At 76.7% G+C, this 529-nt stretch carries 1 protein-coding gene; it reads right to left on the minus strand.

Features of this window, described 5'->3' with window-relative positions; all coding sequences use genetic code 11:
• The coding region (locus G3I78_RS47455; RefSeq protein ID WP_164436825.1) for an ROK family protein at positions 1–529 on the minus strand (529 nt) is incomplete at both ends.

Consider the following 529-nt stretch of genomic DNA (forward strand, 5'->3'; position numbering starts at 1 on the left):
TCCCGGGCCGCGCCGACCCGCTGTTCGGCGAGGGCCGCCAGGTTGGTCTCGTTCTCCACCACCACCGCGGCCGGCAACCGCCGCTGCAGCGCCGCCACCAGGTCCCGGTGCCAGGCGGGCAGTCCGGCCGTACTGCGCAGCTCCCCGGCCGGGGCCACCAGACCGGGGGCGCCGACCACCACCGTGTGCAGTCCGTCCGCGCCCGCCTCCCGGCCGAGGGCCTCCAGCACGTCCACCGCCTCGTCCACCGCGTCCACCGGGAGCGCGGCCTGGGCCAGCGGGCGGCCGAGCAGGTCCGCGACGACCGCCGTCGCACTGTCCGTCCGTACGTCCAGGGCCGCCAGGTAGGCGCGGCGGGCGACGATCCCGTACACCCGGGCGTTGGGCCCGCGGCGCTGCTCTCCCGACTCCCCCACGACTTCGATCAGACCGGCGCCGGTGAGCCGCTCGACGAGATCGGCGACCGAGGGGCGGGACAGCCCGGTCATCGCCTTGAGCTGAGTGGCGGTCAGCGGCCCCTCCTCCTGGA

The organism is Streptomyces sp. SID13726, from assembly GCF_010548375.1.
Classification (GTDB): domain Bacteria; phylum Actinomycetota; class Actinomycetes; order Streptomycetales; family Streptomycetaceae; genus Streptomyces.